General features: G+C 58.9%; 20 protein-coding genes. 8 read left to right on the top strand and 12 right to left on the bottom strand.

Translation table 11 applies throughout. From position 1 onward, the window contains the following. Positions 1-115: 115 nt before the first annotated feature. A complete protein-coding gene (locus HMPREF9695_RS25975; RefSeq protein ID WP_208856408.1) occupies positions 116-1,459 on the top strand; it encodes a DNA cytosine methyltransferase in 1,344 nt (447 codons plus the stop codon). Here HMPREF9695_RS25975 and HMPREF9695_RS25970 read toward each other — a convergent pair. The 5 genes from HMPREF9695_RS25970 to HMPREF9695_RS20640 form a co-directional block, all read right to left on the bottom strand. Next, a complete protein-coding gene (locus HMPREF9695_RS25970; protein WP_006022846.1) occupies positions 1,376-5,521 on the bottom strand; it encodes an AAA domain-containing protein in 4,146 nt (1,381 codons plus the stop codon). The two genes, HMPREF9695_RS25975 and HMPREF9695_RS25970, sit on opposite strands and share 84 nt — an antisense overlap. Positions 5,522-5,682: 161 nt before the next feature. After that, a complete protein-coding gene (locus HMPREF9695_RS20655; protein ID WP_006022845.1) occupies positions 5,683-6,771 on the bottom strand; it encodes a HigA family addiction module antitoxin in 1,089 nt (362 codons plus the stop codon). Positions 6,772-6,779: 8 nt separating this feature from the next. Further along, a complete protein-coding gene (locus HMPREF9695_RS20650; protein WP_006022844.1) occupies positions 6,780-7,115 on the bottom strand; it encodes a hypothetical protein in 336 nt (111 codons plus the stop codon). A gap of 468 nt (positions 7,116-7,583) precedes the next feature. Continuing rightward, positions 7,584-9,101, bottom strand: a complete 1,518-nt coding sequence (gene amaB / locus HMPREF9695_RS20645; RefSeq protein WP_006022843.1) for an L-piperidine-6-carboxylate dehydrogenase — start codon at positions 9,099-9,101, stop codon at positions 7,584-7,586. 18 nt (positions 9,102-9,119) lie between these two features. Beyond that, complete coding sequence (locus HMPREF9695_RS20640; RefSeq protein WP_006022842.1) at positions 9,120-9,473, bottom strand: hypothetical protein; 354 nt, start codon at positions 9,471-9,473, stop codon at positions 9,120-9,122. Between the two features lie 272 nt (positions 9,474-9,745). Here HMPREF9695_RS20640 and HMPREF9695_RS20635 point away from each other — a divergent pair, with 272 nt between their 5' ends. Continuing rightward, positions 9,746-10,711 (top strand): Bug family tripartite tricarboxylate transporter substrate binding protein, encoded by a 966-nt coding sequence (locus HMPREF9695_RS20635; protein ID WP_006022841.1) that lies wholly within the window; start codon positions 9,746-9,748, stop codon positions 10,709-10,711. A gap of 137 nt (positions 10,712-10,848) precedes the next feature. On the opposite strand, the gene HMPREF9695_RS20630 is transcribed toward HMPREF9695_RS20635, so the two are convergent. Then, a complete protein-coding gene (locus HMPREF9695_RS20630) occupies positions 10,849-12,129 on the bottom strand; it encodes an acyl-CoA dehydrogenase family protein (RefSeq protein WP_006022840.1) in 1,281 nt (426 codons plus the stop codon). Between the two features lie 192 nt (positions 12,130-12,321). Between HMPREF9695_RS20630 and HMPREF9695_RS20625 the strand changes: the two genes are divergently transcribed. Continuing rightward, on the top strand, positions 12,322-13,143 hold the full coding sequence (locus HMPREF9695_RS20625) for an MBL fold metallo-hydrolase (RefSeq protein ID WP_006022839.1): 822 nt from the start codon (positions 12,322-12,324) through the stop codon (positions 13,141-13,143). Positions 13,144-13,170: 27 nt separating this feature from the next. Here the strand turns inward: HMPREF9695_RS20625 and HMPREF9695_RS20620 are convergent, their stop codons facing one another. The 3 genes from HMPREF9695_RS20620 to HMPREF9695_RS20610 form a co-directional block, all read right to left on the bottom strand. Next, entirely contained in the window at positions 13,171-14,253 is a 1,083-nt protein-coding gene (locus HMPREF9695_RS20620) for a DUF2336 domain-containing protein (RefSeq protein WP_006022838.1), read from the bottom strand. 281 nt (positions 14,254-14,534) lie between these two features. After that, positions 14,535-15,659, bottom strand: coding sequence for a hypothetical protein (locus HMPREF9695_RS20615; protein WP_006022837.1), 1,125 nt, complete (start codon positions 15,657-15,659; stop codon positions 14,535-14,537). A gap of 17 nt (positions 15,660-15,676) precedes the next feature. Next, positions 15,677-16,465: a thioesterase family protein gene (locus HMPREF9695_RS20610; RefSeq protein WP_006022836.1), complete on the bottom strand. Its 789-nt coding sequence runs from the start codon at positions 16,463-16,465 to the stop codon at positions 15,677-15,679. Positions 16,466-16,728: 263 nt separating this feature from the next. Here HMPREF9695_RS20610 and HMPREF9695_RS20605 point away from each other — a divergent pair, with 263 nt between their 5' ends. Further along, on the top strand, positions 16,729-16,950 hold the full coding sequence (locus HMPREF9695_RS20605; protein WP_083875212.1) for a hypothetical protein: 222 nt from the start codon (positions 16,729-16,731) through the stop codon (positions 16,948-16,950). Positions 16,951-17,076: 126 nt separating this feature from the next. Here HMPREF9695_RS20605 and HMPREF9695_RS20600 read toward each other — a convergent pair whose 3' ends face one another. The 3 genes from HMPREF9695_RS20600 to HMPREF9695_RS20590 form a co-directional block, all read right to left on the bottom strand. Next, complete coding sequence (locus HMPREF9695_RS20600) at positions 17,077-18,777, bottom strand: MFS transporter (protein WP_006022834.1); 1,701 nt, start codon at positions 18,775-18,777, stop codon at positions 17,077-17,079. Positions 18,778-18,876: 99 nt separating this feature from the next. Continuing rightward, positions 18,877-19,311 carry a hypothetical protein gene (locus HMPREF9695_RS20595; RefSeq protein WP_006022833.1) on the bottom strand — a complete coding sequence of 145 codons (435 nt, stop codon included), beginning with the start codon at positions 19,309-19,311 and terminating at the stop codon, positions 18,877-18,879. A gap of 243 nt (positions 19,312-19,554) precedes the next feature. After that, positions 19,555-20,556, bottom strand: coding sequence for a Bug family tripartite tricarboxylate transporter substrate binding protein (locus tag HMPREF9695_RS20590; protein WP_006022832.1), 1,002 nt, complete (start codon positions 20,554-20,556; stop codon positions 19,555-19,557). 319 nt (positions 20,557-20,875) lie between these two features. Here HMPREF9695_RS20590 and HMPREF9695_RS20585 point away from each other — a divergent pair, with 319 nt between their 5' ends. The 4 genes from HMPREF9695_RS20585 to HMPREF9695_RS20570 all read left to right on the top strand — a co-directional run bounded on the left by HMPREF9695_RS20585 (position 20,876) and on the right by HMPREF9695_RS20570 (position 26,892). Beyond that, positions 20,876-21,823, top strand: coding sequence for a TAXI family TRAP transporter solute-binding subunit (locus HMPREF9695_RS20585; RefSeq protein ID WP_006022831.1), 948 nt, complete (start codon positions 20,876-20,878; stop codon positions 21,821-21,823). Between the two features lie 204 nt (positions 21,824-22,027). After that, positions 22,028-24,142: a TRAP transporter permease gene (locus tag HMPREF9695_RS20580; RefSeq protein ID WP_006022830.1), complete on the top strand. Its 2,115-nt coding sequence runs from the start codon at positions 22,028-22,030 to the stop codon at positions 24,140-24,142. 22 nt (positions 24,143-24,164) lie between these two features. Further along, a complete protein-coding gene (locus tag HMPREF9695_RS20575) occupies positions 24,165-24,854 on the top strand; it encodes a DUF1850 domain-containing protein (protein ID WP_006022829.1) in 690 nt (229 codons plus the stop codon). Between the two features lie 127 nt (positions 24,855-24,981). Continuing rightward, entirely contained in the window at positions 24,982-26,892 is a 1,911-nt protein-coding gene (locus HMPREF9695_RS20570; RefSeq protein WP_006022828.1) for a propionyl-CoA synthetase, read from the top strand. Positions 26,893-26,903: the final 11 nt, after the last annotated feature.

Here is a 26,903-nt window from a genome sequence, read left to right as displayed (position 1 = left end):
CCGGACCGGCATTCGGTGTTGCATCAAGGAGCCTGGCCTTCCAGCTCAAATTGTCTGGGCGTAGCTCACAACGAGCTCGACAATTTTTATCCGACGTGGTTTTGTTCGAAGATTATTGAAGCGTGCGCTGGGTGTGCTGTTGTCGAAAAAGAAGTTCAAGGTAATCTCATTATTCACTGGCGCTGGCGGCCTGGATTTGGGTTTCGAGGCTGCTGGTTTTTCGATGGCTGTCGCGGTGGAGTTTGATCCACTTGCTCGAAAGACAATCAAGCGCAATCGCCCGAGATGGAAGCTTCTCGCGGAAGGCGATATTCACAAGATATCTCCGAAGGCATTGAGGCTAGCGTCAGGTTTTCGCAGACGTGAAGCGGACGTGATTCTTGGTGGTCCTCCCTGCCAGCCTTTCTCAAAATCTGCTTATTGGGCTACGGGCAGCACAAAACGTCTCAAGGACGAGCGGGCGGACACTCTTAATGCGATGCTCTCCGCCGTAGAGGAGGTTCTTCCCAAAGTTGTCGTAATCGAGAACGTACGCGGAATCTCGTACTCAAAAAAAGATGAAGGGCTAAAACTTCTTCGCAGTAGATTTCGGGCTATTAACAAGCGTTGTGCAACAAGTTATGCGCCCGTTGTGGTGTGCCTCAACGCAGTTGACTATGGAGTTGCGCAGTATCGGGAGAGAATATTCATCATTGCATTTCGCGACGGCCAGAAATTCATTGCGCCCCATAAAACGCATGGCACTGATCGTCGTCGTTTTGCGACTGCTTGGGACGCTATAGGAACGTCGATTAAGAGTCGCGATCAACAACTTCAACCAAGCGGAAAGTGGGCTGGCCTTATTTCATCCATTCCAGAGGGACAAAACTATCTTCACCACACTGCGCGTGGGGCTGGACTACCGCTATTTGGGTGGCGGACTCGGTATTGGTCGTTTCTTCTGAAGCTTGCAAAGGATCAACCTTCCTGGACCATTCAAGCAAGCCCCGGACCAGCGACCGGACCATTCCACTGGGATAACCGCCTCTTGTCAGTGGGCGAAATGTGCAGCCTTCAGAGCTTCCCTAAGGATTGGATTATTGAGGGAGATTATCTCGCAGCTCGTCGGCAAGTCGGAAATGCTGTTCCACCTGCGCTTGCAGAAGCTGTGGCTCGATCAATTGCCGCCAGCCTAGAAGGAAGAACTTGTTCGACTCGCGATTTGAAGTTTTCCACTAAGTTGAAGCGACTCCCTCCACCGAAGGCGAATAGAGTTGGGCCCGTTAAAGCTCAATATCTAAAACTTGATAAAAGATTTGACGAGCATCCCGGCACAGGGAAAGGGCCCCGCGGGTTGCTCATCAAGCGCAAGCCGAAATCGAATAGTGTCCGCAAACTAAACATTCGTACGAATCGGCGGGGCCATAACGCGAACCGAAAAATCATCAACGGTCGTCGCCAAAATCGGTCGGCTGCATAAATTTCTGAGAGATTTCCATAGCATCGCGGAATCGTAATCTTCTAAATCGGATGGGATATGATCGAGCAGCGTTTCTGCGCAGACAACGATCAATCGTTCCTGAGTGCGGGAGAAGGCAACATTCGCGCGGTTAAGATTGAGAATAAAGCTAGCGGAGGCACCGATTGCGTGTGGATCGCTCTCGGTGCCCGATACTAGGATCGTTGGGCGCTCGCCGCCCTGAAGGCGTTCAACGGTATCAATAAGATCTACAACAACGGTGTCTTGGTTAAGGACTGTTCGCAACAAGGCGCGTTGGGCTCGATGCGGGGTAATTATTGCGATTGAGTCCGCAGGATGCTCGGGCGCGGCAGCCAATATTCGTTGAATGATTGAAGCTTCGACTGCATTGCTCCGCCGCGACGACCGCTCAGAGTGCACTACCAACAGAAGCCCGGTTGGCTCATTCCAGACCCTATCCCACTCTCCATTATCTTGCATCGGCTCGCGGGGGCGAACTGGGGCAAAGTCGTCAGCACCCTGCAATTCGATCTCATCGAGGTCATAAACGCGAGCAATAAGTTCTCTTATCAAGGGAGGTAGTCGAAAGGTGTACGTTAGGGCAGATTGCCGAGCTGCCGCCAAATCTAGTCCCGAGTCAGTAATAATTCTTAGTACACCTTCATATGCGCTGTTAAAAGGTTGGTAGAATTGAGCTGGCGGTCGATCTTCTGCTTCCCAGTCGTGTGCGACAATAGGAGCTAATTGTCGATTATCACCTGCAAGCATGATTTGTCCGTTGACTGTCAGAATGCTTGCCAACGACAAGAAGTGCGGGAAGAGCATCATGCTTGCTTCATCAACGATCAGAACGTCTGCTTGAAACCCGCCGGGGTGTTGTGCGAACGGTTTGCGAAGCGAAAGCTCTTGAGCCATTTTTAGAATTGCGCCGGTCGTGCCTCCGATAAGGAGCACTCCTTCTTGCATCCACCGGTTTACCTTTGTCGCACACGGTTTGGCTACGAAGTTAATGATGCCATTTTGATCCGCGGGGGGATTGCTGGAGTGAACCTGCGTCAGGATGATGGGTGATGGCTCCAAACCCTGCCGGAGAGCTTCTTGGCGATACGAGTCTGTGAAGCGGGCGATTCGTCGGAGCAATGTGTCCATAGCTTGATGGGTATTTGCTGCCATCAGGACCACCGATCCCGGGCGCAAACTGGACGCGGCCTTCGTAAGGATCGAAGTCGCGGTTGTGACTGTTTTTCCAGTGCCAGGAGGGCCTTTCAACAGCTGCACGCGTGTAGACAGTCCTTGAATTACAGCGCGACTTTGATCATCAAGTAGCCTGCTACGGATACCCGCATGTGGAACGAGCCACTCTGTTAGAACCCTTGCGAGCCTCGCTTCTCGAGCCGGAGGCACTGGAGGCTGAACTGGGATCTGTGCGTCCTGTGGTTCAAACCAGTCATAAACATGTCTCCCGTGCCCACCTCTCAGGCGAGCCTCAACTCTGCCAGCAATGAAATCCGATGGACTATCGTCAATAGTTGCAAAGTCAAATACGTCAGAGTTAGCATCCGGCTTCCAACTACCAAGGACATAGGTTGATGTTGCGCCAGGAATTGGATCGAGTTGAATTGTACCCGAAGTCCAATTCACGGATTGTACAACGCAAGTTATCCCGCCCCGAGTGAGCTGCCGAAAAGTTTGACCTCGATTGGGGTCTCCGTCCCGGGGGCTTAGGCGTACGAAGGAAGACGCGTCGACGGAACTGCGTAAAGAAAGCTCTGCTGTAGTTAAACCAAAGGGCGCTAGGTCAAAATCTGCGACGAGCGATTTATCCGAGAGAGACCTTACATTTCTAACCGGTATGGTTAGCCCAGTTTGCACCCTAGCAGCGGGAGGCTGGATGTGTGTTGTGATCCAATCGGCTACGCGTACGTGGTGATCTAACAGTAAGAAGTCGATCGCAGCTCGGGCAGTGGTGTCGATTCCAAGTTCGAACTCATTCAGGCCAGCTATGTTGAGCAGTGGTTTTTCTATCTCTGCGTTCTTGTAGCGGATCCTTTCATCGAGCCAACGCAGAGCATGAACGCGGGCAGCTTGATACGCTCTCATTAAACCAGGTCGCTCGGTAACTCGCTTATATCGCTCGATTGCCGCTTTTGTCCGTTGATCTCGAATTTGCGGATCGTCTGCTTCCGGGAGAGAATTCCAGACTGCCCTCCAATAGGGCGCAGTTAGAGAGTCATGAAATCGACTCCTGATCTCGAAACGATGCGTTGAGTTCGCGCTTCGATTATCACGAGCCCACGAACCCTCCTCTGTCATTCCGAGCGTTGACTTAAAATCAAATATGTCTTGCTCAAAGACACGATCAAGCTCGACTGGTGTACCGGAAATGCGCCTATTCCAGTGATACCGCTGACCAAACCATGTCAATGACGAGGCTACCGATAATCCTCGACCGGTCCAGCCGAGCGCGTATCGGTTGTCAATTTCTTGCTGCACGCATGAGAATATCAATTGCTCTAGTCCATCACGGCAGCCCAATAATTCTCTAAGGTGACTTAGTAATCGCGAGCCAACGCGCGTGCATGCTTCAATTAGTTGAGTCATCTCAGATCGAGAGTAGACGTAAAAATGTATTGGCGCCTCCGGGGCCGCTGCCGTTTCGGCGATAGCGTCAATTAGGTCAAACAAAAACTGTTGAATTAGTTGCCTCTCGGACGCGGTATCTTCTGCGTTGGTTCCGGACCACTCCTGAGTTTGGAAATGCAGAATGTCTCTTCCAGCAACAGAGAGAGGCCTTGTATCGTATTGCGGGGCTCCCCCTTCGGCGGCTGCCCCATTGGGTTTTCGCTCAACACAAACCGGCGATGGCCGGAATCGTCCGGTCGCATCGTTCAGCTCGAATGGAGTGTGAACCTCAAAGTCACTTGTAGTGACATGGGCCGCAATTGCTCCCACTCGGTTCTCTGAGTAGTCATAGTCAACCGATAAGTAGACCCGGACTAGTCGCCGTCCATCGATCTCGTGAAGAGGTAATTGGCCAGCGCCGGAGTTCGCCAGTGGTCGAACCTGGAAATTATCCGGATCTTCATCGCCGCGCGGCAACGTAGATCGACGAGCAGAAGCAAGCGCGATAAGCTGTTCTAAATTTCTGTCAAACCCCTCTGCCTGTCGAATTCTAATCGCCGCATCATCTGTTACTTGCAGTCTTGCTAATTCATCAAGGTTGCTAATGCCCGCTGCACGAATAGCACGACAGGTAGATGGAGAAAGTCCTATTAGCTCAAGCCGACGTTCTCGTGCGCTCTCCGGGAGACAATGGACAGAAAAAACACAACTGTCGCACTTCTGATCCAGTTGAAAATCAAGCACCTCAAGGTTGCGTGCGCTTATGGAAAAAAGGAGTCCGTCGAATGCAAGCAATCGAGTAATGTCTGCAAATTCACTATCTAAGTTAAGCGCTTGAAGATCAAGAATTCGCTGTGGCTCGTTAGTGTCTTCGTCGATTCGGGCGACGCAACCCTCAACAGAATCAGCGTCGAGTACGTGATCACCAATTGTAATTGGATCTTCACGCAAGATGCGCCTTAGCATTAAGACGTAAACTGCCAGCTGTATTCTATGATAAGTACGATCTTTGCGGCTGGCCTTTCCCTCAACAACTCTGAGGCGAGGTGTCCCTCGATCCCAAAGCACTAGCAGGAAATCGATTCTTCCGCTTATCTCGAACTCACCAATCGTACCAGTTATCGAAATCTCTCTTCCGTATTTATTGGTATTCTCAGCTAATCCTTCCAAGGCAGCCCTGAACGCGGCCCAAGTGTTTTCCTCAGGAGAGCTTCCTAGTAGATCCTCGACGCCTCGATTTTGTAGCGCTAACTCCCATCGATTCTCTGCCTCCCTACCAATTTCCTGCAGAACCGGGTCAAGCGTATTAAACAAGCGCTCCGAAAAAGGGATGGCCCTAGCAAGTTCGCGGTTATTTAATCCAAGCTTGAAACGCCGTTCACAACTCTGGAATCGAATAAACTCGCCGACCTCGCTCACCCGAATTGGGATACCTGGCATCGCGTCCTCGAAATTTCATAAAATGATAGCTGGGGTCTTTCGCAAAGGGCTTATGCGCGGCATTAATTAGAGACTTGAGGCGTCGTAGCCTCTTCCATGAGATGGATTACCGAGGGACAGTTAAGTCGATCGCGATTTGCTTGAACAAAACATCCGCCATTTCATTTCGTCCATTCGGACTTTGCTTTCAAAAAATTCAACTGCGCCCAGGATATAGCCCCGTGATGTTGTAACATTCCCACGATGATTCCGGGGTGAATTCCGCAGTCATTTGCAAACTTCGTTACTTCTTGGCCGGTTGCTGGGCCCTTTGCAATAAATTCTCGCAAGCGCTTCTTGCCAACCAACAATTCCGTAGCAAAATCGTTCGCTTCCTTTTCTATCCCATCTTCAGTCCCATTTTCATCGTCGGCATAAACTGTTTTTGAGTTGTGAAGGAGGATGTGACCAGCTTCATGGAAGAACGTGAACCAAAAGTGATCGTTAGTCTTATGCCTTAGGCTTTGTTGAATGACGGGGGTCTTGCCACGTGTCCAGTAGGCCGCGCCACTTAGGCACGTCTTTGGAAGAGATGGAATTAGAACGAAAACGACGCCAGACTCAGCGCACAGACTTTTCAGCTTGGGGTGAAACTCCTCGATCTTTTCGTTTGTGAGCCCTTTAATTTTCAGGAGGATCTTTTGAAAGCGATCTTTGTTGTACTCTTCGGCTTGCTCAGAGGCGGCAACGATTTCACCGTATCTAAGCCAAGTTAGAAGCGCTTCCCGAGAGGCACGCAACTTCTTCGACCTCCGATAATGCACGGAAACGCTAGCGTATCGTTTCTGGAAAGCAGCGGGGGACGCTACGCCAAAGAGAGCTAGCAGGTCGTGGGCTTTCTGTGCAGTGCTGCCGGTTCGGCGCACCGCGCCCCATTCTGAGAGTTCTTTGACTGGAAAGGCCTTCAGCCAGGTCTCGGAGGCGGCGAGTCGCTCGACTTCAGCAAGACGCGCCTGATACAATCGATAATCAGCCTCCATTCGGAGCCAAACGTCTGCACCTATACCTAGCACGTGCTCGAACTGGATCGCAGTTTCGGGCTCAATTGGATTTTTCCCAGAGATGATTTCGCTAACCAGCTTCGGGGTACGTGCAATACGGCGAGCGAATTCAGCTTGAGTTAGCTCGTGGTGCTCAAGCTCTTGCTCAAGAAGCAATCCCGGATGAACGGCATAGTCCGGACGAAAGATCGTAGTGTCAGACTGATTCATGTCGTTCCTCAATGGTAGTCTATAATTTCAATGACGACGATCCGAGAGACTTTGTCCTTCTCGATGCCACCGTCTTCCCTACGTGGTATCGGATCGTGGTCCGCTTCAAAGACCAAGCGCTTAGGATGCACTAAATCAATCGCGAACTGTTCGTCACGATTGTTCGATAACTGGTGGCACCGGATCGAGCCCGTTGTCGGCACTCGCGCAAGATCATCAGCAGCCTGCAGAACGGCCAGGCCAGCTTTGATTCGTTTGGCCATTTGCGGACCAAATGCCTTGGTCAACGTTTTTTCGACGCTGACAGTTTTTTGAAGCTTGGCATTCGCGAATCGGATTTGCATGATGACTCCGATTCGTTACCCAATAGGTAATGGCTAGCAGGTGAGTATCAAGGGGGGCGGGCGAGATCAAGGGACATCTTCAAATGATCAACCATCGGGATGCCTTGGTCTGGGCGTGCAACAGGGGTGGTAAACATTCTTGACGTCCGAACAAAAAACGTTAATGATTTCAATGTATAACGGGTTTTGTTGCGCATCCCGCCCCTGGGCACCATTTCTCCCCACGCACGGCGTTTCCCGATCATCACGCAGATAATGCGCTATTGAGCGCATCCGTGCGTTACTTGCACTCGTCGATCGGATACTGCTGTCCGCCGCCTGAACCGCCGTAAACTGGCCCCAGAGCTGCAGCGGTGAAAGGCTTTTCATAGTCACCCCGTTCCGATGAGTACCGGAATAGACCGTGCGAGCAGATGTCTGTCGCTCACTATGCGGCTTCACTTTGCCCGTATGCGTCAAGTGGATAGATCAATCGATATCGAACCTCACGCCCTGTGCGAGCGGAAGGTCGTGGCCGAAATTGATGGTGCTGGTGACCCGGCGCATATAGGCCTTCCATGAATCCGAGCCGGCCTCGCGTCCGCCGCCGGTTTCCTTCTCGCCGCCGAATGCGCCGCCGATCTCCGCGCCGGACGGGCCGATGTTGACATTGGCGATGCCGCAGTCGGAGCCTCTCGCCGAGAGAAATTTTTCCACTTCATGCATGTTGGTTGAGAAGATCGAGGACGACAGCCCTTGCGGCACGTCGTTGTGCAGCGCCAGCGCCTCGTCGAACTCCGAATATTTCATGACGTAGAGAATTGGCGCGAATGTCTCGCGCAGCACCGGCCCGGTCTGCGCCGGCATTTCAACGAGCGCGGGCGTGACATAATACGCGGCGGGATCCTGTTTCTCTTCGACGCGCGCGCCGCCAAAAACTATTCCGCCGAATGTCCGCGCCTCCGCCAGCGTTTCCTGCATTTTCTGAAAAGCCATCTCATCGATCAGCGGACCGACGAGCACGTCATCCTTCGCGAGAGGATTGCCGATCCGGACTGATGCATAGACCTGCTTCAGCCTCCCGACAAAAGCATCATAAATACTGTAATGAACGAACAGTCTGCGCAGCGATGTGCAGCGCTGGCCGGCGGTGCCGATGGCGGCGAAGGCGATGGCGCGAACGGCGAGGTCAAGATCTGCCGACGGGCACACGATCGAGGCGTTGTTGCCGCCAAGTTCCAGAATGCTCCGGGCAAACCGCGCGGCGAGGCGCGGGCCGACCATGCGTCCCATGGCAATGGAGCCGGTTGCCGAGACCAGCGCGACGCGCGGATCATCGACCAGCAGCTCGCCGGCATCCCGCCCGCCGATCAGCACCGCCGAAAGCCCGGCCGGTATGCCGTCGAGTTTTGCCGCTGCGCGCTCGAACAGCGCCTGCACGGCGAGCGCCGTCAGCGGCGTCTTTTCCGACGGTTTCCAGATCACCGGATTGCCGCAGACAAGGGCGAGGGCGGCGTTCCACGACCAGACCGCAACGGGGAAATTGAACGACGTGATGATTCCCACGGGACCAAGCGGATGCCACTGCTCCATCATCCGGTGGTTGGGCCGCTCGCTTGCGATCGTGAGACCGTAAAGCTGGCGGGAGAGACCGACGGCGAAGTCGCAGATGTCGATCATCTCCTGAACTTCGCCCTGTCCCTCCGAAAGAATCTTTCCGGCCTCGATGGTGACGAGGCGCCCCAATGCGGTCTTGGCGCTGCGCAGTTCATTGCCGAGAACACGAACGAGCTCGCCGCGTTGCGGCGCAGGAATGGTTCGCCATTCGAGGAATGCATGTTGCGCCCGGGCGATCGCTTCGGTCGCGCTGCTGACGGTTGCGTCCAGCACGCGGGCAATCGTCTCGCCGGTGAGCGGCGAGCGCACTGCGCGTGAACCCTGGCTATAGAGATGGCGCGGAACGCCGAGATCCTGAAGAAGCAGATCGACATCGTTTGCGAGAGTCATGCTGCGCTCCGGGAAATCTCAGCTTTCGGGCGGCGGAACGAAGCAGAGGATGCCTGCCTCGGGGGTGTAGCAGAGCACCGCGCCCCCGGTCGGGTTGTTGCGTTCGTCAAGAATTCTCTCCGCCGGCACCCGGAGCCAGAACGTCGACGAGACATGCCACTTGTGGTCGACCTTGACCTCATAGCCCTGGCCATCCCGCCCCACCTCGGCGGCGCGGCAATCGGCGACCGAGCAACATTCCGCACCCGTTCCCGGCTGTCTCAAACCCTTGAACCAGGGCGCCAGTGTCGGGTCCGCATTATCGGGCGGCGCTGCATGGACCGGCGCAAGGGACAGCATGATCGCGATTGCCTGCGTCAGGAATGTTCGCATGCGGACCTCCGTCGGGACATGTGCGACCGCTGCTCAGGTGACTTCCGGGAGGAGCATCCCGCTTCCGTTCCGGATCATCAACACAATAAGCCGTCATCCCGCCGCCGCAGCGGATAGCCTGCAAACATTCCTTTTCAATACTCACTCGTGACGAATGGCCTCGATGCATGCGACATATTGCATCAGGCGTTTGTCGCCGCAGCGGTTGTTGTGCAGCACCATGTAGTTCTATTAAAGAACTTAATGATTATGCGTTGTCACGGAGATACGTCTTGCAGTTCAATCGCCGTCAAATCCTGCGCGCTGGCGCAGCCTCCGTTCTGCTGCCGGCTGCTGCGTATGCGGCGCCTCAATGGCCTGAGCGGGCCATCCGGATCGTTGTCGGGTTTGCTCCGGGAGGACAGACCGACATTTTCGCGAGAACCTACGGCGAATTCATCGGCAAGCAGACCGGCGCGTCGGTCGTTGTCGAAAATAAAACCGGAGCCTTGGGCGCGCTGGCTGCAACGGAGGTCAAGCGCTCCGCGGCGGATGGATACACGCTGCTCTTCAATACCTCCGGCGCGATGACGGTGAACCGGGTTCTGATCAAGGACCTTGCCTACGATACGGACCGCGATTTCGAACTGGTGGCCGCGATGCCGACCGGTGGTCTTCCAATGTTCGCGAGCAGCAAGCTCGGGGTCAAAACACTCGGTGAGTTTGTTCAGTATGCGAAGTCCGCGCCCCGCGTCAGCCTTGGCACGTTCGGCGTCGGATCTCCGGGACACCTGACGATCATCGAACTCAACAAGCAGTACGATCTTAAGATCGAGCCGGTTCACTATCGCGGCGAAGCTCCGATGTTTACCGATATCGTCGGGCAGGTCATCGACGGCGGCATCGGAAGTTATATCGGCGCCCAATCCGTTCTTCAGAGCGGCGCGGGAGTTGCGATCGCGGTGCCGCGCAAGCGGCTGACTGTTCTTCCCGACGTCAAGACATTCAAGGAGCAGGGGGCGACCGCTCCGCTGTTCGATCTCACGACGTATCAGTGCTGCGCCGTTCCCAAGGGAACGCCGCAAGAGGTCATTGAGCGCCTGTCCCAGATTCTCGTTCAGGGCGGAAAGAGCGAGAAGGCTCTCGAGATGTTCAAGATGTTTGGCATTGATGAAGGCGCGATGGACCTTGCGGCCACCCGTGCGCTGTATGCACGGGAATCGCCGGTCTGGATCGATCTGGCTTCGAAGATCAGCTGATTGATCGACGCTTGGTCCCGTCCCGGCCGGGATTGAGCGGTCCTGTCCGCCGATCGGAAGAACGGCATTTGCGCTTCTGCGCAAACGCCGCAAGCGCGGAGCGCGATAACGGTAAATTACCGCGCTCCGATCCCGGCTTACGCCATGCTCAGTTCGTGGCGGCCGACAACCATCCAGTGCACTTCATCGGGGCCGTCGGCGAAGCGCAGATGCCGAACGTCGGCGTACATGTCGGCGAGCGGTGTCCATTCCGAAATACCGGTCGCGCCGTGAATCTGGATCGCCTGGTCGATAATCTTGCAGGTGCGCTCGGGCACCATGGCCTTGACCATGCTGACCCAGACGCGGGCCTCCTTGTTGCCGAGCACGTCCATCGCCTTGGCGGCCTTCAGCACCATCAGCCGCATCGCCTCGATCTCGCAGCGGGCCTGCGCGATGATCTGCATGTTGCCGCCGAGATGCGCGATCGGCTTGCCGAAGGCTTCCCGCGTCAGGCCGCGCGACACCATCAGGTCGAGCGCCTTTTCAGCCTTGCCGATCGTGCGCATGCAGTGATGGATGCGGCCCGGTCCGAGACGGACCTGAGAAATTTCGAAGCCGCGGCCTTCGCCGAGCAGGATATTCTCTTTCGGCACGCGGACGTTGTTGAACCGCATATGCATGTGGCCGCGCGGTGCGTGGTCGGCGCCGAACACATGCATCGGCCCGATGATTTCAACGCCGGGTGTGTCGACCGGCACCAGAATCTGGGATTGCTGCTTGCCCCGCGGTGCATCGGGATTGGTCTGCACCATCGCGATCATGATCTTGCAGCGCGGATCGCCGAGGCCGGAGATGTAATACTTCTCGCCGTTGATCACCCACTCGTTGCCGTCGAGCTTTGCGGTGGTCGTGATGTTCTTGGCGTCCGAGGATGCAACGCCCGGCTCGGTCATGGCATAGGCCGAACGGATTTCGCCGTTCAGGAGCGGCTTCAGCCACTTTTCCTTTTGCTCCCTGGTGCCGACCCGCTCCAGCACTTCCATGTTGCCGGTGTCCGGCGCGGAGCAGTTCATGGTTTCGGACGCCAGCGGATTTTTCGCGAGCTCGACCGCGATATAGGCGTAATCGAGATTCTTCAGGCCTTCGCCGGTTTCGCTGTCCGGCAGGAAGAAGTTCCAGAGACCTTCCTGCTTGGCCTTCGCCTTCGCTTTTTCCAGCACCTCGATCTGTCCGGGTGTGAAGCTCCAGCGGTCGGTCTTGCCCTCGCCGTGCCGGGTGTATTCGACCAGCATCGGATCGACGGTCTCGCGGATGAACTTCTTGACGTGTTCAAACAGCGGCCGGACCTGATCCGACATGCGCAGATCGTTCAGTTCATCGCCCGGGTTGAGGCTGTAGTTGGTGGTTCGCGGGACGTACGCGTGAGCCTGTTTCATACAAAGTTTCTCCCATAGGTGTTTCCTTGCTGAAATTCATAAAGCACGAACGTGCCCGTTGATAGGGACGAGCAGCGTTGCGCGGCGAGCTTCACTCATCGCACGGCGGATGTGCCGCATCGCAACGTATTGCGATTGCCGCAGCTTCCTGAAAAGATCGGCGAAATCCTGAGCCTTGCCGGGAGTCTTTCGATGGTTCGATTGCGCCTGATCCTCGCGTTGATTGGCATCGTCCTGCCGATCGATACCGGCGTCGCGCAGGTCAAACCGCCGCCGAGCGAGTGTCTCGCGATCGCGAAGTCCATTCCCCGTGTCATGTTCGCGAGCCTGTCCACCGTCGCTGCGGAGAAGGGTGAGGTGACGATCACCTACGCCGGTCACTCGACCTACATCATCGAGACGCCGGGCAACGTCACCATCGCCACCGATTTCAGCGGCGCCTACACTGCGGGCAAGTCACCCAACGTCGTGACGATGAACCGCGCGCATTCGACGCACTACACCCTCAATCCCGATCCGCGCATCGCTCATGTGCTGCGCGGCTGGAACGACGGCGAAGGTCCGGCCCGTCACGCGCTGATCGTCGGAGACACCCTGATCCGCAATGTGCCGACCGACATTCGCGGCGGCTGGCGTTCCGGACCTGACACGGTGATGCAGAAGGACGGCAACTCGATTTTCATTTTCGAGGTGGCGGGCCTGTGCATCGGCCATCTCGGCCATCTGCATCATCCACTCGACGAGACGCATTATGCCGCGATCGGCCGCCTCGACATCGTGATGGTACCGATCGACGGCACCTACACCCTGTCGCTCGACGGCATGTCGGAGATCACGCGGCGGCTGCGCTCCTCCATCGTGCTGCCGATGCATCGCTTCTCGACGCCGCTGAGCGATTTCATCTCGCGGATGAACGGGCAGTTCGAGATGGACATCCGGCCGGAGCGCTCGCTGTCGGTCTCGCGCGACACGCTGCCGAAGAAGCCGACGGTCATCATTCTGGATGGGGTGTAACAGGTCTTCGATATCCGGAAGGTGCTTTCAGGATTGCCTGATTTGCCAGAATCGAAGCAGTCGTTCCGCATTCGGTCTGGTCAATTTTGCAAATTCGGTTTCCAGTTTATCCGTCAGGTTTAGCGGCATGGATTCGGGCGGATATTTGCACGCCAGAACCGCGTGGGTCGTTTGCCAGCTGAGACCCGCTCCCTTGCACGCGATCAGAAGTCCCTCGTCGCGCGGGCTTTCCATGAGGGGTTTGATGATTTCGATGGACGCCGCGCACAGAACTGAAAGGCCAGCCACAACCTCTTCGTATTGACGGTCCGCAGCGAATGCCCGCAGCTTGCCGTCGGTCAGTTCGCCGCGCTCTTTCAGAAGTTTCGTCAGACGCAGAGCAGTATCGAAGTTATGAATCTTGTTGGAGTCGCGCGCGACCTTTTCGGCGATTTCCTTGAGCGTGCGGTCGACCTCGTCCTGAAGCTCGGGCGGCATTTTGGCCATCAGCCGCGCGCGAACGGCTTCGGTGGCCCGCAGTAGGAGTTCGCGCAGGAGCTGCAACGGCAAATCGAGACGCAGGCTGGTTTTCTCGGCCAGCGCGTCATCGGTTTCGGCTGCTTTCAGCAGCGTCGCAAAGCCATGCTCTGATATTTGTGCGCCTGCGTTGTTGACGACGCTGTGCCTGACTGCCCGGTTGCCGCGATCGAGCAGGATATCGGTAATTGCAGGCTCGACATTGGCGCGTTCCGAAATCGCGAACAGGTGGCCCTGACTTTTCGTTTTTGCGATTTCAACAAGTTCATGCGTTGTCAGGCGCGTGGAGTTTGTGAGAATGGGACCGGCGACCGTAATTTCATCATGTTGCGCCAGCTTCAGGGTGATCTCGCGCGGGGAGTTGTCGACCGGAGCAAGGCGCGTGCTGAGTTGCGCCAGCGCTCTGGTTTCGACCTTCAGGATCAGATGCCCGAGTACATCGTCGAATACGCGGATCTGGTCCTCATTAAGGCGATTTGCGTCGTAGAGAAAAAGGTCGGTGACGCGACGAAGGATAGCGATGCGCTTTTCCGACGATCCGCTTTGCAATGCGGCGTCGAGTTCATCAAACAAGGATGACGCGGGGCTTTGCATGACCGGCAATCTCTTGGCCGGCATTGCGCGGACGGTGAATCTTAAAAAACAGTGACTGACTTTGAAATCGGTCCGTGAATGCCGAAGCGTATATGCACTTAAATGATGCGGACCACGTTACCGGCAAAATGGTACTTTTCGATTAATGCACGCTCGACCAACGCGATGATCTTGAAATGCTACTTCCGATTCACGTACCCCATTTGGGGTACGCATTCGTCCGCGGGTTCATTCGTACGCGGGTCAAAGAGTCAGGTGATTGGAAACCGTGCAATCGATGGTCAGAACGCCGCGGCCAGATCCTTGGCGCCCTGAAGGTTGACCTGGTTGTCCATCCGCGCATCCGTCGCCGCCAGCAGCTTGGCGACGGTGTTGTTGCGGATCGCCACCGGATTGCGCTCATAGCCGTTGCGCTGGAAGAAATTCGACGTCGGGACGACAGCGCGCATCGCCTGCGGCATCGACACCATGTCGAACCCGTTGCCGTCGCCGGTCAGGTTCATCATCTCGAGTTCGGCGGCGGTGAGCGGCGCGGTGTAGCCCTTGCGCCTGGCGAAATTGACCGAGTCCATCAGTTTCAGCGTCTGCAACAGCGGCCCGACATCGACATCGAGATTGAGCGCATGAACGGCGATGCCGCGCGGCGTGACGCCGAGTTTTTCGTGGGCGCTCCATTCATTGGGCACGGTTTTGCAGAAGGCGATCATCTGCTGGACGATCGCGGTCTTGCGCTCAAGCGCGGCCTTCTGCGGGCCTGATGCCTGACGGATCTTTTCGCCGAGGGTCTTCAGGATAAGGCCGCCATGTTCTGCGAGCAGGTCGATGGTGTTGGTGGTGAGCAACTGGTTGTAGCCGAGTGCGGTGGAGATCGCGCGGGCGCCCGGGCGAGGGCTCTCCAGTCCGGCCTGCACGTCGTACTTGCCGTTGCCGCCGGATTCGAAGCTGTAGATCCGCACAGCCTGATCTTTGGTCAGGCCGAAGCTCGACGCCACCTGCGCGTAGGCGCGCTTGTATTCGATCTCGGAGGCGGGCTTGCGGGGCGCGAACTGGAAATGCTCCTGCGCGTTGCTCAGAAAATCCGCGACGACGGGAAGCGGCTTGCGCTCTGACGGCGGCTTGGCCGGTGCCGAGGGATCGATTGGCTTTGGCGGGCCGTTATAGACCGGCGGCTGGGTCAGCACATAGTCCTCGGCGACGATGGTCTCGCCGCTGCGCCGCTTGGCGTTCCGCGCCCGCCGCTTGTCGCTGATCGATGTCCAGTAGGCGGACGCCTTTTCATCGAACGGCTGGCGCACGGCGTTGTATTCGGCAAGCTTGCGGCGGTACTCCGCCATCGCCTGCGGCGTCTGCGCGACGGAACCGGACGACAGCGTCGCCGCGAGCAGGGCGATGGAAATCCATGACATCGTCCGCCGGAGAGGTCTCACATAAACACCGCGACGTTCTGCCGGCTGACCAGCACCGGCTGTCGATCCGCATTCCACAGGGTCGTGGATTGACTGGAATATCCGCCCACCACGTTTTCGGCCTTGGTCTGGAGCAACCACCAGCCGTCTCTGGTCTCCGGCCTGTCGGTCAGCAGATCGATTGTCCAGGTCATGGTGCTCATCGGTCCTGGCCGCTCGAACAGCACCAGCGCCGCGGGCGGCGGCGCGTCGGTGAGCGCGACCAGAGCCGCGATCGACGCCGGTTTTGCTTCATCCTGATGCCGCAGCCAGATCGAAAAGTTCGGCTGCTGGCTCTGGCTGAACGGAGGGCTGCCTCCCGCGAAACGTCCCTCGAAGTGCTGGATGAAGTTCAATCCGGGAATCTTGCGGAAGAACGGCGGACACGTGTCCGGTTCCGGCACCGCAGGCGCTGCCAGGCTGCTGTATGCCGCGGCCGACGGACGGGCTGTGGCGTAGCAAAGCGTGGCCCTCGTCGCGAGGCCGGCTTCGCCGAACAGGTCGACGCCGACGAAGATCGTCGACTTGCCCTTGCGCAGAACGGCCGGCTTGATCGTGACCGTGCCGGTTGCCGGGCCGACGAACCCGAATTGTGCAGAGCGCAACGGCGGCAGTTCCCCGAACTGGCGCGCCACGCTCTCAAGGCAGAAGGCCGCGGACAGGCCGCCATAGATGGTGCGGCCCTGAAGCCAGTCCTCTGTTGCCGTGACCGAACAGGTCTCGCCGCTGACCGTTATGGTGTCCATCAGTGCGGTGAAATCGATCATCGTGCTGCGCCTGCTCCTCAAAACCGCGCCGCGAGCCGCGGGCATGGCTGCCATGATCGCTCAATCTTGCGAATCGCGCAGCAGAACTTCTCGCGCAATGTCGCTTGGACTCACCGCAGACTCAATCGGTCAGTAAAGCTGACCGAATCAAGTTATCAACAGGCGTTTGAGCGACTCTTTCGAATCATTCTCGCTTCGCGATAGGAGATGGTTTCAGATGTGACGCTTGCGTGACTGTAGCGTTCGTGTGCGGGGCGACGATCATGAACAAAATTGTTTCGCCGAAAGGTTTTGTTTCGAACGAGTTGTCGAAGTTGTTCGGCGACGTACCGAAGCCGGACCGCGCCGAGTGGGAGAAGACACTCAAGGCGCTCAAGCCGTGGCTCAGCCCGGAAAAATTCGCAGAGACCGAAGCCATTCACTGGCGCATGTTCGAGCGCGCCAACCGCTGGCACGAGAGCAAGTCGTCCTCCTCGAAGGACTGATGTTTCTGCTCGTCACTGCGAGGAGCGAAGCGACGACGCAATCCAATCCTTGCTTCTGAAGGATTGCTTCGCTTCGCTTGCAATGACGCTGTTTAAATCCCTGCCCGCGCCTCGGAGCAGCCGCGCTCACACGCCGCTGCTGGCTGGCGTCTCGATCTGCACATCGTTCGTACGGGTGCGATCCGGCGTCTCGTCCTTCCACCGCACCGATCCCAGCGGCCGTTCCAGCATGCGATGAACCTTGATCGGCTCCGGCCCGGTGTGAAATTCGATCGCGCGCAGATGCAGATCGCGCTCGGACTGGGTCGAGCGGTTGCGCTGGCGCAGATAGTCGAGCCAGGTCGGGCAGTGGTATCGCTCGGTCCATAGCTCAGGATCGGCGATGTCGCGGGAAAGAGACCAGTCGTAGGCCCCGTTGCGCTGGCGGGTCGCCTGGACTTTCAGCATGACGTCGTAGAATTCACGTGCCCGTTCGGTGGCCACGCGATACTCGACCTCGATGACGATCGGTCCGCTGCGCGGTGTGATCGACAAATTCACCTCCGGCTCGGCCAGCGCATCCACCGCGTCGTTGTTGGCGCCTTCGGTCGACGGCATGCGCAGCCAGATCGCAAGGATCGGCGAGACGAACATCACCGCACCGGCAATCATGAGCGCCTTGTCCACGCCGACGCCGTTGGCGACATATCCCCACAGCCAGCTACCGATCGCGACGCCGCCCGCGATCGCAGCCTGATACGCGGCCAGCGCGCGGCCCGCGACCCAGCGCGGTGTCGAAAGCTGCACGCCGATGTTGAACAGCGTGACCGCAATCATCCATGACGCGCCGGCTACAACCAGCGCCGCGCCGGTCAGCGCTGGCCACCGGCTGAGCGCGAGGACCCCGATCGCAACGCCCATGGTCAGCGCGCACAGGCGAACCGCGTATTCACCGCTCAGATGCGCGCGCACACTCGATATGTTGAGGGCGCCGAGCACGCCGCCCATGCCGAAACAGCCCAGCATGATGCCGTAGGTCTGGGCGCTGCCGTGCAGGATGTCGCGTGCCACCAGCGGCAGCAGTGCCAGCACCGAACCGCCCGCGATGCCGGTCACAAGTGTCCGGTAGAGCACGATACGGATCGGCGGAGAGTGAATGATATAGCGCACGCCCGACACGACCGCGCGGCGCAGCCGCTCCGGCGGCAATCGCGATGGTTCCAGCGTGCGCTGCCAGAAGTAGAGCACCACAATGAGTGGAACATAAAGCAGCACGTTGCAGATGAACGCGGCCACCGCACCCGCCGCCGCGACGATGATGCCGCCCAGCGCCGGGCCGAAACTGCGCGCGATGTTGTAGCTGATGCCGTTCAGCGCGACCGCCGAGGGCAGCGTTTCGGCGGGCACCTGCTCGCTGACCGAGGCCTGCCACGCCGGGCCGAACAGCGCCATGCTGCTGCCGATCAGGAAACAGAACAGCAGCAGACTGTGGGGCGTGATCGCGTTGAGATAGGCGAGCCCGGCCAGCGTCACGCCGCCCAGCAACCCGAGCGACAGCGCGGTGAGGCCGACGATGCGGCGGTCGTACATGTCGGCGATGGCGCCCGCCGCCAGCGACAGCAGCATGATCGGCAGCATCAGCGCAGTCTGGACCAGCGCCACCATGCTGGCCGACGATGTCATCTGCGTCATGGACCAGGCGGCGCCGACGCCGTTGATCATCAGGCCGAGATTGGTCAGCAGGCTGGCCAGCCAGATCCGCCGGAACACCGCGTGGCGCAGGGGGGCTGCAATACCGTCGGCCGACAGCAGGGATCGTTTGGCGGGCTTGTCGGTCGTCGTATTCAAAACAGAAATCCCCGAAAGAGCTGGATCATTAATGGACCGGCAGGCACGCGATATGAAGCCGGAATGTGGTCCAATGAAAGCGGCTTGAACAGGGATTTGCTACCAGCGCCACTGGCCGTCGGCCGTCCAGCGGGAGCGGTGGCCGACAAGACGCATCCAGCGGGTCACGATCTGGTCGAACCCGGTCACATAATCGCAGGCCTTGTCGCGCTTCCACTTCGCGTCGGCCCTGACATCGGCAAAGGTCTTCTCGCTCGCATAGGAATAGAGCTGCAGCGGTTTCGATGAGTCGCTGATCTCGGCGCGGTTGGCGATCAGTTCCCGGTCCAGCGTGTTGAACACCACGCATGGCGTGCTGGCGTAAGTCATCCGCAGATCGTCGGCGATGACCTTGGCGTTATCCGGCGGCTGCTCGACTTTATAGGACATCAGAAACGCGGCCGCGGCGAGCAGTGCGGCAAGGGCAACGCCGCTTAACACCGGCCAGATGAGCCGGGGACGCCTGACAGCTTCTGCTTGGTTCGGTTGCGGCATGAACTCGACGCTAGTGTCCCGTATCCGACGTTTGCCTCATTTTGCGGCGCCTTCCGTGCAAACGTCGGATACGAAAGGACACTAGCAAATGATGATTCCAGTGATCCTTTGGTTCTGACATTCGTAAATGTGTGTGCGAAAGATGTGAAACGAATGTCAGAACCGGATCACTGGTGTTGCCGACGGGAATGTTCCCCGACGCCGCAGCGGATCAAAACCTGCCACGGCGTCAGGGCACAGCGATTACTCAGGCTTGATCTTCGCGAACTCGGCGACTTTGCCCCACTTCTCTGTCTCCGCGATGACGAACGCCTGCATTTCCTCCGGCGTGTTGCCGATCGGTTCGCCGCCGAGCTTGCGGATACGGTCGATGCCGTCGGGCGACTTGATGTACTTGATGATGCTCGCGTTGAGCTTCATCACGATGTCCTTCGACACCTTCGCCGGGGCGGCCACGGTGAACCAGGCGGCCGCGTCGTAGCCCTTCACGGTTTCGCCGATCGAGGGGATGTTGGGGAGCAGCGGCCAGCGTTCCGCGGTGCTGATGGCCAGCGCGCGCACATTGTTGTTTTCTGCGAAGGGCAGAACCGCCGGCAGGTTGTCGATCATGACATGGACGCGGCCGGCCACCAGATCGGTGAGCGCCGGTGCGCTGCCCTTATAAGGGACATGCACGATGTCGATGCCGGTCATCGACTTGAACAGTTCGGTGGCAAGATGTGCCGTGCTGCCGAGGCCGGGGGTGCCGTAGAACAACTGCCCCGGCTTCGATTTCGCAAGCGCGATGAATTCCGCGACCGTTTTCGCAGGCACCTCCGGATTGACCGACATCAGATTCGGAACGCGGGCGATGATGGTGACCGGCTGGATGTCCTTGATCGGATCGTAGGGCATGTTCTTCTGAACATACTTGTTGATCGCGTGGGTGCCGGGCGTGCCGACAATGAAGGTGTAGCCATCGGGCTCGGCCTTCGCGACGAAATCGGCGGCGATGTTGCCGCCCGCGCCCGGCTTGTTCTCGACGATGAACTGCTGGCCGTAGTCTTCCGAAAGCTTCTGCGCAACGAGACGTCCCAGAATATCGGTGGTGCCGCCGGCGGCGAACGGCACGACGAACTTGACCGGGCGGTCCGGCCAGGCGGCGGCCTTCGAGGCGCGGCTCAGGAACGGTGTCGCGCCCAGCGCTGCGGCGCCGGCAAGAACCGTGCGGCGGGTGAGGTGCGCGGAAGCAGGTCGTTTCGTCATATCAATAAAGTCTCCCGATTTAACCCGCTGTGCGGGTCTTGTTCTTTGATCGCCGCTGGCCGGCCAACGCACAAGGTTCTAGAGCAAGCTCGGCGCGTTGCCTATTGTGCGACGGTTGGAGAGGAGTCTGCGAGCGTCGCGATTTTTCGCAATGCAGCAAATTTGTGTGACGGTTGTTCAGGCGCACGAACGGCCGCCCAGCCGGTTCCTCATACCTACGTCTAACTGCGAGGCAGAACGCGCCACTTCCGCTCTTCAGCGGGTTGACCGCGACCGCTCATCCGTCCACTTTCCCGCGAAATTCAAAAAGGAAGATGGAATGAAAAAGACTGTCCTTGCGGCCGCTGTTCTTTCTGTAACCGCGCTGTCCGCTCCTGCCGCTCATGCCCAGCAATTCATCAACATTCTGACCGGCGGCACCTCCGGCGTTTATTATCCGCTCGGCGTCGCCATCGGAAAAATCTATGGCGACAAGATTTCCGGCGTGAAGACGCAGGTGCAGGCCACCAAGGCGTCGGTCGAGAATCTCAACCTGATCGAGCAGGGCCGCGGCGAACTCGCGTTCACCCTCGGCGACTCGCTGAAGGCGGCGGTCGACGGCGACGAGGAGGCGGGCTTCAAGAAGAAGCTGGAGAAGCTGCGCACCATCGGTGCGATCTATCCGAACTACATCCAGATTGTGGCGACCGCCGACAGCGGTATCAAGACGCTCGCCGACCTCAAGGGCAAGACGCTGTCGGTCGGCGCGCCGAAATCCGGCACGGAACTCAACGCGCGCGCGATCCTGAAGGCGGCGGACCTGAGCTACAAGGATCTCGGCAAGGTCGAGTATCTGCCGTTCGCCGAGTCGGTCGACCTGATGAAGAACCGTCAGCTCAACGCCACGCTGCAGTCGGCGGGCCTTGGCGTCGCATCGCTGAAAGATCTGTCGAGCTCGACCGAAATCAACGTGGTTTCGGTGCCGAAGGCCGTTGTCGACAAGATCGGGCCTCCGTTCGTCTCCGTCGTCATTCCGGCCGGAACCTATACCGGCCAGAAGGAAGACGTGCCGACGGCAGCCGTGGTGAACTATCTCGTCACCAGCTCGGCCGTGTCAGACGATCTCGCCTACCAGATGACCAAGCTGATCTTCGAGTCGCTGCCGGAACTGGCGAACTCGCATGTCGCCGGCAAGGACATCAAGCTGGAAACCGCGGCGACCGGCAGCCCGGCGCCGCTGCATCCGGGCGCGATCCGCTATTACAAGGAAAAGGGCCTGATCAAGTAAGGTCTGGTCCGGCAACGACTGTTGCTCGCGGTTATTCAAAAGATGTCATTGCCGGGCTTGACCCGGCAATCCGTGTTTTCGTCATTGCGAGGAGCGTGAGCGACGAAGCAATCCAGCTTTTACCTCGAATGGATTGCTTCGCTTCGCTCGCAATGACGAGTTGGGATATATGGGCTGAGACTCTGTAAGGCGCGGGGATTCAAGATGTTGCACGAGCACGGCACCGAAGAAAAAGTCAAAGTCGAACTCGACAATTTCGAGCATGGATTTCCCGAAGGTTTCGGTCCGGGGATGTGGGGCCATCTGGCCTACGTGATCGGAATTGCGTTCGCGGTGTTCCAGCTCATCATCGCGGCGTGGAATTTCCTGCCCAGCCAGGCGGTGCGCGGAATCCATGTCGGCTTCCTGCTGCTGCTGACATTCGGTCTGATCGCCAACTTCACCGCCAGGACCAATTTCCAGCGCGCCGTGGGATGGATCATCGGCGGCGTCGGATTTTTCTGCGGCCTCTATCAGTATCTGTTCTACGCCGAACTGATCCAGCGCGACGGCGATCCGACCCGGCTCGATCTCGTGGTCGGCACCGTGCTCGCTGTCCTGATCTTCGAGGGCGTGCGGCGCATGATGGGTCTGGCGCTGCCGTTGATGTGCGGCGCGTGTCTGCTCTACTGGTTCTTCGGGCAGTATCTGCCTGCGCCGCTCAATCACCGCGGCTATGACTTCGACCAGGTCGTCACTCATCTGTCCTACGGCACCGAAGGCTTCTACGGCGTGCCGATCTATGTGTCGGCGACCTACATCTTCCTCTTCATTCTGTTCGGCTCGTTCCTCGAGCGCGCCGGCATGATCAAGCTGTTCACCGACGTGTCGCTCGGCATGTTCGGCGGCACGCGCGGCGGTCCGGCGAAGGTGGCCGTGGTCGCCTCCGGCATGATGGGCACAATCTCCGGCTCCGGTGTCGCCAACGTGGTCACCGTCGGCCAGTTCACGATTCCGCTGATGATCAAGTTCGGCTATCGCCGCGCGTTCGCGGCGGGCGTCGAAGCCACCGCGTCGATGGGCGGCCAGATCATGCCGCCGGTGATGGGCGCGGTCGCCTTCATCATGGCGGAAACGCTGGGCGTCGACTACTCGGTGATCGTGAAGGCCGCCGTCATTCCGGCGATTCTCTACTTCGCCTCGGCGTTCTGGATGGTGCATCTCGAGGCCGGCAAGTACGGCCTCACCGGCATGAAGAAGGACGAGATCCCGAGCGCGATCAAGGCGCTGACCAATGGCTGGTTCCTGGTGTTGCCGCTGGCTGCTCTGGTGTTCATGCTGTTCGAGGGCTTCACGCCGCTGTACGCAGGCAGCATGGGCCTCGCGCTGACGGTGGCGCTGATCCTTGGCGCCAGCATTGTGCTCGGCTTTTCCAACATCGCGCTGCGCTATGTCTTCTGGATTGGCCTTGCATTGGTCGCGGGATCGCTGTTCCGCAACGGCAGCTCGGTCGACATCCGTTATGTCGCGGGCATCGTCGGCGTGCTTGTTCTCATCGCCGCACTCACGCAGGGCGGCCGTGCGACGCTCGCAGCCTGCCGGGACTCGCTGGCGGACAGCGCCAAGTCGGCACTCACGGTCGGCATGGCCTGCGCCATCGTCGGCACTATCATCGGCATGATGACCCAGACCGGCGTCGGCACCATTTTCGGAAGCTGGGTGATCGGTCTCGGCGAGAAAAGCCTATTCCTCGCGCTGATCATGACCATGCTGCTGTCGATCCTGCTCGGCACCGGCATTCCGACGATCCCGACCTACATCATCGTCGCTGCATTGGCGGCGCCTGCGCTCGCCAAGCTTGGCGTGCCGCTGATCATCAGCCACATGTTCGCGTTCTACTACGGCATCATGGCGGATCTCTCGCCGCCGGTTGCGCTAGCGGCGCTGGCTGCTGCGCCGATTGCGAAAGAGAATCCCGACAAGATCGGCTGGGAAGCGATGCGCATCGCGCTCGCCGGCTACGTGATCCCGTTCATTGCGGTCTATTCGCCCGCGCTCATGTTGCAGAACGGCGATCCGATGCAGGCGCAGCTCGGCTTCTACGGCGCGGTGGCCTATGCCTTCGTCAAGGCGGTTGTCGCCATCGGTCTGTTCGGGATGGTCGCCATCGGCTTCCTGTTCACGCGGATGACGGTGGCCGAGCGCGTGGTGTCGTTCATCGCAGCTCTGTGTCTGCTGGGTGAATTCCAGTACAGTGACTGGGTCGGCTTTGCGATCGCGATCGGCGCGGTGATCTGGCAGTGGCGCAAGAAGCCTGTGCCGGCCCCGATAGCTGCTTGAGAACCTCCTCTGAGGTGATGATGTGAGTCTGTGTCTTGCCACCGCGGGCGTCGTGAAGTCGCTGGCGGTGGCGGCCTTCACACTGTCGTGGACCCATTCGGTCGAAAAGATCGACTGGCAGGAGGACTGGCGCGTCACGCCGCAGGGACTCGAAATCATCGAGGCCCGCGTCAAGGGCTCGGGTGCGGGCATGGAGCCGCCGCCCGAGGCGCGGCTGGCCGATGGCTGGTTTCGCTGGAAGCCGCAGCTCCCGATCCTGCCTGAAGTCGCGCTGGGAAATTCCGGACTGGCGGGCGAGTGGCGGGTCTGCCGCGACGGGGCTTGTCAGGATCTGTCCGCCATTCTCGGCCGTCCGATCGGCACTGCCGTTACGACCATGAGCGTGTGCAAGCCGGATCAGGTCACAAAGGCGCTGGATGCAAAGACGCTTCTCGCGCGCGGTGACGATTTCAACATCAAGGGCGAGTTTGAGCGCGCCATCGCCGACTACGATGCGGCGCTGAAGGCCGATCCGGCGTTTGCCGAGGCGCTCAACAGCCGCGGCATGGCCTGGCGGGCCAAGGGCGACCGCCGCCGCGCGCTGTCGGATTTCGATGCCGCGCTCAAGCTCAAGCCGGACTATCAGGCCGCGCGGGCCAACCGGAAAAGCCTGTTCAGCGAGATCGAGCGCCTCGGCGCGCAGATGCCGCTGAAGGAGCCCGCCAGGAAGTAGGTTTTCTGCAAGGCCCTCAGCACAATGTCGCAGCCGTTGCCGCTTGAACTTGTGGCATCAGGCTGACAATGCTGGTGCCGACAACAAGAAAAGTCCGCTACAATTTGGCGTCCAGGAGTGATCGTAAATGAGTGCCATATCCAACAGCCGCTACGCTGAAGTTCATGCGCGTTCGCTGCGCGATCCGGAAGGCTTCTGGGCCGAGGCTGCGCGCGAGATCGACTGGATCGAGCCGGCGAAAAAGGTCTTCGATCCTTCGATGGGGCTTTACGGCCGCTGGTTCGCGGGCGGCGTGGTCAACACCTGCTACAACGCGCTGGATCGTCATGTCGCGGGCGGGCGCGCCAATCAGCTTGCGCTGATTCACGACTCGCCGCTAACCGATACTGTCACCAAATTCACCTACGCGGAGCTGCTGCATGAAGTGCAGACGCTCGCCGCCGTGATGCAGAATTTCGGCGTCGTCAAGGGCGACCGCGTCATTCTCTACATGCCGATGGTGCCGCAGGCGATGGTGGCGATGCTGGCCTGCGCGCGCATCGGCGCGATTCACTCCGTGGTGTTCGGCGGGTTCGCGGCGAAGGAACTTGCGACGCGCATCGAGGACGCCGAGCCGAAGCTCATTCTGTCCGCGAGCTGCGGCCTCGAGCCGGGCCGTATCGTCAAGTACAAGCCGCTGCTCGATGAGGCGATTAACCTCTCAAGCGTGAAGCCGCAGGCCTGCATCATCCTGCAACGTCCGCAGCAAACCTGCGATCTGATCCCCGGCCGCGATCATGACTGGAACGAACTGCGCGAGGCTGCGATCAAGGCGAAGAAGGCCGCTCCCTGTGTCCCGGCGCTGGCGACCGATCCGCTGTACATTCTCTACACATCGGGCACGACCGGAAAGCCGAAAGGCGTTGTGCGCGACAATGGCGGGCATCTGGTCGCGTTGAAATGGTCGATGTTCAATCTCTACGGCGTGAAGCCGGGCGAGGTGTGGTGGTGCGGCTCCGACATCGGCTGGGTGGTCGGACACAGCTACATCATCTACGCACCGCTGTTTCATGGCGCGACCTCGATCATGTACGAAGGCAAGCCGGTCGGCACGCCGGATGCCGGCGCATTCTGGCGCGTGATCTCGCAGCACAATGCGGTTGCGTTCTTCACCGCACCGACGGCATTCCGCGCCATCAAGAAGGACGATCCGAGCGGCGACTTCATCCGCAAGTATGACCTGTCGAAATTCCGCACGCTGTTTCTGGCCGGTGAGCGCGCCGATCCGCCGACGGTCGAGTGGGCCGAGCAGCAGTTGAAGGTGCCGGTGATCGATCACTGGTGGCAGACGGAAACCGGCTGGTGCATCGCCGGCAATCCCGTCGGCCTCGGCACGCTGCCGGTGAAGCATGGTTCGCCGACGGTGCCGATGCCCGGCTATCAGGTCGATGTCGTGGACGAGGCCGCGAAGCCGCTGCCGCCGAACACCATGGGCTCGATCGTGATCAAGCTGCCGCTGCCGCCCGGCAACCTGCCGACGCTGTGGCAGCAGGACGAGCGCTGCAAGGAAGCCTATTTCACGGAATTCCCCGGCTACTACAAAACCTCCGACGCCGGATACAAGGACGAGGACGGCTATATCTTCGTGATGGGCCGCACCGACGACATCATCAATGTCGCGGGACATCGTCTCTCCACCGGCGGCATGGAAGAGGTGCTGGCCTCGCATCCCGATGTCGCCGAATGCGCCGTGCTTGGAATCAAGGACTCGGTGAAGGGCGAGGTGCCGTGCGGCTTCCTCGTGCTCAAGGCCGGTGTGACGCGCCCCGTCGCCGAGATCGAGAAGGAAATCGTTGCGCTGGTGCGTGAGAAGATCGGTCCCGTCGCAGCATTCAAACTCGCGATCACTGTGGCGCGGCTGCCGAAAACCCGCTCGGGAAAAATCCTGCGCGGCACCATCAAGAAGATCGCCGATCACGAACCGTGGACCATGCCCGCGACCATCGAAGACCCGGCGGTGCTGGACGAAATCAAGTCGGCGCTGCAGGGCCGAACGTAACAGGAGACGAC

The sequence above is a fragment of the Afipia broomeae ATCC 49717 genome (assembly GCF_000314675.2).
Lineage (GTDB): Bacteria > Pseudomonadota > Alphaproteobacteria > Rhizobiales > Xanthobacteraceae > Afipia > Afipia broomeae.
The sequence above is the reverse complement of the archived record's forward strand: the minus strand, read 5'-3'. Positions and strand labels throughout refer to the sequence as shown.

Coding starts and splice junctions, on each gene's coding strand:
- HMPREF9695_RS25970 (WP_006022846.1), bottom strand. CDS start 5,521: ATGCCAGGTATCCCAATTCGGGTGAGCGAGGTCGGCGAGTTTATTCGA.
- HMPREF9695_RS20655 (WP_006022845.1), bottom strand. CDS start 6,771: ATGAATCAGTCTGACACTACGATCTTTCGTCCGGACTATGCCGTTCAT.
- HMPREF9695_RS20650 (WP_006022844.1), bottom strand. CDS start 7,115: ATGCAAATCCGATTCGCGAATGCCAAGCTTCAAAAAACTGTCAGCGTC.
- amaB (WP_006022843.1), bottom strand. CDS start 9,101: ATGACTCTCGCAAACGATGTCGATCTGCTTCTTCAGGATCTCGGCGTT.
- HMPREF9695_RS20640 (WP_006022842.1), bottom strand. CDS start 9,473: ATGCGAACATTCCTGACGCAGGCAATCGCGATCATGCTGTCCCTTGCG.
- HMPREF9695_RS20630 (WP_006022840.1), bottom strand. CDS start 12,129: ATGAAACAGGCTCACGCGTACGTCCCGCGAACCACCAACTACAGCCTC.
- HMPREF9695_RS20625 (WP_006022839.1), top strand. CDS start 12,322: ATGGTTCGATTGCGCCTGATCCTCGCGTTGATTGGCATCGTCCTGCCG.
- HMPREF9695_RS20620 (WP_006022838.1), bottom strand. CDS start 14,253: ATGCAAAGCCCCGCGTCATCCTTGTTTGATGAACTCGACGCCGCATTG.
- HMPREF9695_RS20615 (WP_006022837.1), bottom strand. CDS start 15,659: ATGTCATGGATTTCCATCGCCCTGCTCGCGGCGACGCTGTCGTCCGGT.
- HMPREF9695_RS20610 (WP_006022836.1), bottom strand. CDS start 16,465: ATGATCGATTTCACCGCACTGATGGACACCATAACGGTCAGCGGCGAG.
- HMPREF9695_RS20605 (WP_083875212.1), top strand. CDS start 16,729: ATGAACAAAATTGTTTCGCCGAAAGGTTTTGTTTCGAACGAGTTGTCG.
- HMPREF9695_RS20595 (WP_006022833.1), bottom strand. CDS start 19,311: ATGCCGCAACCGAACCAAGCAGAAGCTGTCAGGCGTCCCCGGCTCATC.
- HMPREF9695_RS20590 (WP_006022832.1), bottom strand. CDS start 20,556: ATGACGAAACGACCTGCTTCCGCGCACCTCACCCGCCGCACGGTTCTT.
- HMPREF9695_RS20585 (WP_006022831.1), top strand. CDS start 20,876: ATGAAAAAGACTGTCCTTGCGGCCGCTGTTCTTTCTGTAACCGCGCTG.
- HMPREF9695_RS20580 (WP_006022830.1), top strand. CDS start 22,028: ATGTTGCACGAGCACGGCACCGAAGAAAAAGTCAAAGTCGAACTCGAC.
- HMPREF9695_RS20570 (WP_006022828.1), top strand. CDS start 24,982: ATGAGTGCCATATCCAACAGCCGCTACGCTGAAGTTCATGCGCGTTCG.